Source organism: Roseicella aerolata, assembly GCF_020523605.1.
In the GTDB taxonomy this organism is placed as follows: Bacteria; Pseudomonadota; Alphaproteobacteria; order Acetobacterales; family Acetobacteraceae; genus Paracraurococcus; species Paracraurococcus aerolatus.
Map to the genome: position 1 here is coordinate 1 of NZ_JAJAQI010000116.1, position 4,202 is coordinate 4,202.

Sequence of the window (4,202 nt, forward strand, 5' to 3'; positions counted from 1 at the left end):
ACCGTGCAATGAGATCTTCCTGTCCAATCCGTCGCCGTGCCATGCCGACCTCCGTCCGCCGCACAATCAACGAATCATCCTCCTCGGCACGCGTCCAAGCACATCCGCGCACAGCTCTCATTAGCAGACAAGACGCATTCCCGCCTGCGCGCCTCTGACCACGCGCCGGTGTCGCAGACCACCCCTGACCACAGAGGACAACATGAGCATACCCCACTCGCCTCCCACGGGCGGGGCCGTCGACGCGCGCCCGGTCTCCTTCGCCGACGCCCTGGCCGTCGTCGCGGCCGACCCTTCGACCCGACCGGAGCGGATGCGCCAGTACCGCTCGGCCGTGGCCTCGCTCGGCCGCGTCACCGGCCGGACGGCGGAGAACCTGCCGCTCGCGCCGTCCGCGCTCAGACCCCTGCTGGTAGCCGTGCTGCCGGCGCGGCATCGTATGTCGCGCAAGCGCTGGGCCAATATCCGCAGTGTCCTCGCCAACATGGGTGCGCTGACCGGCCACGTGACCCGGCGCGCCGAACACCACGTGCCGCTGGAGGGCGCCTGGGCCGAGGCAATGGCACTCCTGCCCAAGACGCCGCAGTCGGCGGCGCTCACCGGCTTCGCCCGCTTCTGCCAGATGCAGAAGATCTCACCCACGCAGGGCGAAGAGGCCGCGCTCAAGGCGTATCGTGCCTTCCTGCTCGAACGCACCTACGAGCTCGATCCGGGCGCGACCATCAACTCGGTCCGGCGGATGTGGAACGCGGCGGTGGACACGGTCGAGGGCTGGCCGGGCCGGAAGTTGACACCGCCTCATAACCCGCATGTGTGGGCCCTGAAGTTCACGGCCTTCCCCGCCTCATTGGCGGCGGAGCTGGACACCTATATCGGTCACCTCGCTGCTCCGGACCCGTTTGAGAAGCCGCTCCCGCCCATCGGCAACTACCCCGGTCGTGCCGTCCGACCGCTCAGCCCGACAACCATTGCTGACCGGCGTCGCGGTCTGGTGCGAGCCGCCTCCGTCCTGGTCGAGGCCGGCCAGCCGATCGAGACGATCACCGGTCTCGCTGCCCTCGTCACCCCGGTGGCGATGCGGACCGTGCTCACGGATCTGTGCCGGCAAGGTGGCGGCAGGGCCTGGAAAGGCGAGGCGCTGCAGATGGCGACCAATCTGTTCGATGTGGCACGCCGGCATCTGCGCCTGCCCGAGGCCGAGCTCCTGCCCCTTCTCGAGATCCGAACCAAGGTGGCGCACCGGTACGCAGGGCTGACGGAGCGGGCGCGGGGACGGCTGGCCCAGTTCGACGACCGGAGGCTCCTACGCAAGCTGTTCGAGCTACCCGCCGAACTCTTCAAGGCGGCGGACCGGCTGCTGAAGGAGGGTTGCCCGGCGCGGGCTGCCGCTGCGCGTGAGCGCGGCCTGGCCTTGGCCATCCTGCTGCTCCTGCCCATGCGGCGCCGGAACCTGGCCGCGCTTGACATTGAGCGACACTTTGTCCGCGACCAGAACGGCAGGGTCATGACGCTGTGCATCCCCGGCACCGAGGTGAAGAACGGCATCGCGATCGAAGCGGCCGTGCCGCCCGACCTGGCACGCCGCATCGCCCGGCACCTGACGGTGTACCGGCCTCTGCTGCCGGGAATGCAGACCTCCACGACCCGGCTGTTTCCCGGGGTGGGCGAGAAGCACCGCTGTCCCGAGGCCGTGGGGCGCAATGTGAGCCAGGCGGTGAGGGACGCGGTCGGCGCCGAGTTCAACCCGCACCTCCTCGGCCACCTCGCCGCGACGCTGCTCTACGACGCCGACCCGAACAGCGGCCCGATTGCCCAGCGCCTGCTCGGGCATTCACAGCTCAAGATCACCGAAGGGATGTATGGTGTCCTGAGCACGCGGAGTGGCCAACGGGTCTGGGCCGACCTGCTCGACCGCAAGCGTGACGCCCTGTGGCGCAATGAAACCAGCCACGGGGGCCGGCGGTGACCGCCCGCCGTGATCCGCGGGGGCGGTACAGCGACAGCTTCCCGCTCGAGATGCGCCGACTCACACCGGACCTCTGGCCGCGGGCCGACCGCGCCGCCTGGGAGCGCGCCATCCGTCCGGGAGACGGCCCCTTCGACCCTCCCGGTCCTGCTGCCCACCTTGCTTCAGGCTCCAAGAGGGGCCGCGCCGGGGCCTGGGGCAACTTCCTTGCCTTCCTGGAGACGCGCAGTGACCTCGACGCGGCCGAGGGGCCAGCCGAGCGGCTGACCTATGAGCGGTTCACGGCATGGCTGGAGGCGCTCCGCCAGCGCACCTCGGCCAATACGGTCCGGCAGCTCGTGCTCTCCTTCTCCCTCGCCATAGCCGCCATGGTGCCGGAGCGCGACTGGTCCTGGGTCCGGCAGCATATCGGCCGCCCACGACATGGGGAGGCCATGGCGTCCCGCAAGCCGGTCGTCTCACTCGACCCCGTGCTGCTGGTCAGTAGGGCGCTTGCTCTGTGCGATGCCGCCGATGCCGCCCCACTGTCGCGCGACGCGTCCGTCGACCACCGCGATGGGCTGATGCTGGCGCTCACCATCTACATCGGCTTGCGCTGCAAGAACATCGCGGGTCTGCGACTGGGTGAGACCGTGCTGGAGACCGGCGATGGGTACCGGCTGACCTTCGCCAGCACCGACATCAAGAACGGGGTGACGGTGGATCTGCCCCTTCCCGCGACGCTGGTGCCCTATCTGCGGCGCCATATCGAGGAGCACAGGCCGCGGCTCCTGGACGGCGCGCCCGACCAGGGCTGGCTATTCATCAGCGAGAGACGCCGCCCACTCGCCTACAACTCGCTCTGGGAGATTTTCCAGCGCCGGGGCATTCAGTTGCTGGGGCACCCCATCAACCCCCACGCCATCCGGCACACGATCGCCACCGGCCTCTTGGTAGCCGACCCGCGCGCCGTGAAGGTTACAGGAGCCGCCCTGGCGCACCGCGGCACGCGCAGCGTGAACGAGATCTATGATCGCTCGGGTCGAACGGGCGCCGAGGCTGAGTGGCGGCGGCTCCGGCGGAGTGTAACAGGCCGTCGGCGCCAATAATGGCAATTCGCCCTGAAGCCCTCCGAAGGCGACGTGGGGTGTGGGTGAGCCGGCGTCACGCGCGGAGATGGCCGGCATCTCCGGCCTGCAGTCGATCCGCGGCCGGGTAGTGCAGCGCACTGGCAAGGCGGATCCGACGGTGCGCGCCTTCATGGTGGCCGGCGCCGCCCACGCATGGATATGGTGGGCAACGCGAAGTTCGTAACCGACCGCCCGAAGGAGTGGTTCACCCTGTAGCCGGCTGTAGCCGGGTGCGCGTCGGCGCGCCGCTCAGGCTGGCTTCGCGGCCTTGCGTTTGGCCTTCTTCAGACCCGTGAGCGCGGCCTCCTTAAGCGCCGGGCTCGCCTTGAACTTCACCGTCGCGCCCGCCTTCACCTGGACCTTCTCGACGGTCTTCGGGTTCAGCGCGATGCGCTTCGGGGTCTCGCGCACCACCAGCGCCCCGAAGTCGGGAATGGTGAAGCGCTCGTTCTCCACGAGCTCGGCCTTGATCGCGGCGACGATGTCGCCGGCCAGGCGGTTCGCCGCAGTCGCCGGCATGTCGGCCGATCGCAGGATTGCGTTGGTCAGGAATTGTTTGGACACGAGCCTTTCCCCAAGAAGGACACCGAACAGGCGTAGCGGGGAACGCGTCCGTACCCAAGGGTTATGTTGGACGAGTGCACGTCAGGTGACAGGCAGTTTCAGGGAAACGGGGCCAGCGGTGCCCGTGTCCCATCCCTCCCTTGCTCCTGCTCTAGGTGCGTGATCCAATCTGCAGGCATGCGGATCACCTTCAGCTTGCGGCCTCCTGTAAAGCGTCTTGTCTATCCAACGTCTGCAGCCAAAGCCGGGTGAACCGCACCGGGATGGCCGGAGGCTTTTGTGCTTGGGTCATGCCGCCAGGGCGGTTGTCTCCCGTTGGGCATAGTAGCGCGCCTCGGCCTCGGCGGGAGGGATGTTTCCGATCGGCTCGAGGAGGCGTCCTGTGTTGAACCAGGCGACCCACTCGAGGGTGGCGAACTCCACCGCTTCGAGGGAGCGCCATGGTGGACTTGCTTCGGGAAAGTGGAGAGGTCCCGATGATGCAAGAGGACCCACATGAAGCAGCAGCGACGGTTTACGAAGGAATTTGAGGACGAGGCGGTACGCCTTGCTCGGACGAGCGG

At 68.3% G+C, this 4,202-nt stretch carries 3 protein-coding genes and 1 pseudogene; 2 read left to right on the forward strand and 2 right to left on the reverse strand.

Annotated elements, in window-relative coordinates; genetic code table 11:
* Positions 1 to 202 precede the first annotated feature (202 nt).
* Both LHA35_RS27895 and LHA35_RS27900 read left to right on the forward strand, forming a co-directional pair.
* A complete protein-coding gene (locus LHA35_RS27895; RefSeq protein WP_226614557.1) occupies positions 203 to 1,966 on the forward strand; it encodes a site-specific integrase in 1,764 nt (587 codons plus the stop codon).
* Positions 1,967 to 2,016: 50 nt separating this feature from the next.
* A complete protein-coding gene (locus LHA35_RS27900) occupies positions 2,017 to 3,054 on the forward strand; it encodes a tyrosine-type recombinase/integrase (protein WP_226614560.1) in 1,038 nt (345 codons plus the stop codon).
* Positions 3,055 to 3,324: 270 nt separating this feature from the next.
* On the opposite strand, the gene LHA35_RS27905 is transcribed toward LHA35_RS27900, so the two are convergent.
* Together LHA35_RS27905 and LHA35_RS27910 are read right to left on the reverse strand one after the other, a co-directional pair.
* Positions 3,325 to 3,639, reverse strand: a complete 315-nt coding sequence (locus tag LHA35_RS27905; protein ID WP_226614564.1) for an HU family DNA-binding protein — start codon at positions 3,637 to 3,639, stop codon at positions 3,325 to 3,327.
* A gap of 288 nt (positions 3,640 to 3,927) precedes the next feature.
* Positions 3,928 to 4,202, reverse strand: a pseudogene (locus LHA35_RS27910) (hypothetical protein); the annotation flags it as partial.

Excerpts from the sequence above, each read along its gene's own strand:
- LHA35_RS27895 (WP_226614557.1), top strand. The coding sequence starts at position 203 with ATGAGCATACCCCACTCGCCTCCCACGGGCGGGGCCGTCGACGCGCGC.
- LHA35_RS27900 (WP_226614560.1), top strand. The coding sequence starts at position 2,017 with ATGCGCCGACTCACACCGGACCTCTGGCCGCGGGCCGACCGCGCCGCC.